Genomic DNA, 2,725 nt, shown 5'->3' on the forward strand with positions numbered 1-2,725 from the left:
CTCGGAGACCGGACGCGGCGCGGGCGCTGACGGGGGCGTCGGCGGCGGGACGGATGGCGGCGCGGCGACGGGCGGCGGGGCTACGGCTGCGGCGACCTCTACGGGTGCGGCGACGACCGGTTCAGGTGTGGCGGCCGGGGCGGCCGGCGCCGGGGCGGCAGCCTCTGCGACCGGGACCGGAGCCCTGGCGACAGCCTCTGCGCGGGCGGTGGACTCGGCGGCGGCGCGCTCGGTGGCCTGGCGCTGCTGGGCCAGTTCGATGGCGCGCTGGCGGGCGGCGCGTTCCTCCGAGGACAGGCCGTCCACCGGCGCGCCGGGGGCCCGCGGGGCTGCGGGCGGGGCCGGACGCGGCTCGAACAGCCGCTTCTCGGCGGAGGAGGGCGCGGCCAGGTTGCCGCCGCCCGGGGAGTGGGTGCGCGCGCGCTTGGTCTCGACGACCACGGTCTTGGAGCGGCCATGGCTGAAGCTCTGCTTCACCGTGCCGGCGCTGACCGATCCGGCCCCGCGGGGCTTAAGCGTCAGGGGCGCACGGCCGCCGGGAGGGGCGGAGTTGCGGCCGTTGTTGTTCTCGTCGCTCATGCGCTCGCTTTACTCATCGGCCGACAGAACGGCCAAACAGGATCGAAAACTCAAACGCCAAACGGGAAAAGCGGGACTTGGGTCCCGTTCGCCCCTAAGGCTCCTCGCGCCAACTCTCAGGAAGGAGCGGGCAGAAGCCCGACAGCCGATGAGCGTCCTGCGCCCAACGATCGGCGGCTCGCCCCGCAAGGAAGGCGGTGTGTATCACATTCTCTCCGCCTAAGGCCAAACCCAATTCCTCAGCCGCGAAGAGACCGAATATCGGCGTCGGAGGAATACGCTTGCGGGTCTTGGCCCAAAGCTTTCGGCGGCCGTCCACAGCGCCGTCGGACGCCTCGATCAGCCAAGCCGCCTTGCCCGAGGTGATGGCCGCGGCGACCTTTTCAAAGCCGGAGGTAAGGTCGCCGGACCGGCGCGCAAGCCCCAGGCCCGACAAAAGCCGGCGCTTCAGCAGGGTCTCGACCGTGGACGCCAGGTCCGGAGGCGCCTGGATCTTCGCCTTGGCGGCGCGGGCGAAGAGGCCCTTCTTCGCCGCGATCTCCACCGAGCCTCGGTTCGCCGCCACCCACAGGCCCCGCCCGGGCAGCTTTCGCGCCAGATCCGGGACCACCACGCCGCCGGGCCCGGCGACGAAGCGGATCAGCCGCGCCTCGTCCATCACCTGGCCGGTGACGATGTCGCGCCGCTCGCGCTCGGCGGCGGCCAGGGAGGACGCCCTCGGGCTAGGGCTTTCCGGCTCCACGGGTCACGACCCCATCCCGCTCACGGTCAGGCGTCCTGCGCCTCGCCGGGCGCCTTGGCTGCGGCGAAGACGCCGGAGTCGTCAAAGGCGTCGGGATCGATCGCCTCCGGCTCGGGCTCGGGTTCCGGCGGAGCCTCGATCCAGCCCATCGCCACGCGGGCGCGCATGATCAGCATTTCGGCGTCGGCGGGTTCCAGCGCGAAGGCTTCCAGGATGCCGGTCTCGCGGACCCGTTGCCCGTCCTTGGTCTCGAACCAGCCGCGCAGGTCGTCGGGCACCAGGTCGGCGAGGTTTTCCACGCTCTTCACGTCGCCTTGGCCCAGCGCCACGGCCATCGGCAGGGTCACGCCCTCGATCTCTAAGAGGCCGTCCTCGACGCCCAGTTCCACGCGCTTGGCGTCAAACTCGGCGGCGATCTTGTCGAGGAAGTCGGTGGCGCGGGCCTGGATCTCGGCGCCGGTGTCCTCGTCGAAGCCTTCGATGGAGGCGATTTCCGAGACGTCCACATAGGCGACGTCCTCGACCGTAGCAAAGCCTTCGGTGACCAGCAGCTGGGCGATCACCTCATCCACGTCGAGGGCTTCCTGGAACAGCGCGGTGCGCTCGGCGAACTCGCGCTGGCGGCGCTCGCTCTCCTGGCTCTCGGTCATGATGTCGATCTGCCAGCCGGTCAGCTGGCTCGCCAGACGGACGTTCTGGCCACGCCGGCCGATGGCCAGGCTCAGCTGCTCATCCGGCACCACGACCTCGACGCGCTCGTCCTCCTCGTCCATCACCACCTTGGAGACTTCGGCGGGGGCCAGCGCGTTGACGATGAAGGTCGCCTCGTCGGGGCTCCACTGGATGATGTCGATCTTTTCGCCCTGCAGCTCGGCGACCACCGCCTGGACCCGGCTGCCGCGCATGCCGACGCAGGCGCCGACCGGATCGATAGAGCTGTCGTTGGAGATCACCGCCATCTTGGCGCGGCTGCCGGGGTCGCGGGCCACGGCGCGGATCTCGATGACCCCGTCATAGACCTCCGGAACCTCCTGGGCGAACAGCTTGGCCATGAAGCCGCCGTGCGCGCGGGAGAGCAGGATCTGCGGACCCTTGGCCTCGCGGCGGACGTCGTAGATGTAGCAGCGGATGCGGTCGCCGATGTTGAAGTTCTCGCGCGGGATCGATTGGTCCCGGCGCGCGATGCCCTCGCCGCGACCCAGATCGACGACGATGTTGCCGTATTCGACGCGCTTGACGACGCCGTTGACGATCTCGCCGACCCGGTCCTTGAACTCCTCGTACTGGCGCTCGCGCTCGGCCTCGCGGACCTTTCCGGTGACCACCTGGCGGGCCATCTGGGTCTGCACCCGGCCGAACTCGAAGGGCGGCAGGGTCTCCTCATAGGTCTTTCCGACCACGGCC

3 protein-coding genes are annotated in these 2,725 nt (G+C 70.3%); all 3 read right to left on the reverse strand.

What is annotated here, in order from left to right; all coding sequences use genetic code 11:
- The coding region (locus tag RMN86_RS00005; protein WP_309603769.1) for an IF-2-associated domain-containing protein at positions 1-579 on the reverse strand (579 nt) is incomplete at its 3' end.
- Between the two features lie 94 nt (positions 580-673).
- Positions 674-1,321, reverse strand: coding sequence for an RNA-binding protein (locus RMN86_RS00010; protein ID WP_309603770.1), 648 nt, complete (start codon positions 1,319-1,321; stop codon positions 674-676).
- Positions 1,322-1,347: 26 nt separating this feature from the next.
- The coding region (gene nusA, locus RMN86_RS00015; protein WP_309603771.1) for a transcription termination factor NusA at positions 1,348-2,725 on the reverse strand (1,378 nt) is incomplete at its 5' end.

The sequence above is a fragment of the Phenylobacterium sp. genome, from assembly GCF_031360265.1.
GTDB lineage: Bacteria > Pseudomonadota > Alphaproteobacteria > Caulobacterales > Caulobacteraceae > Phenylobacterium.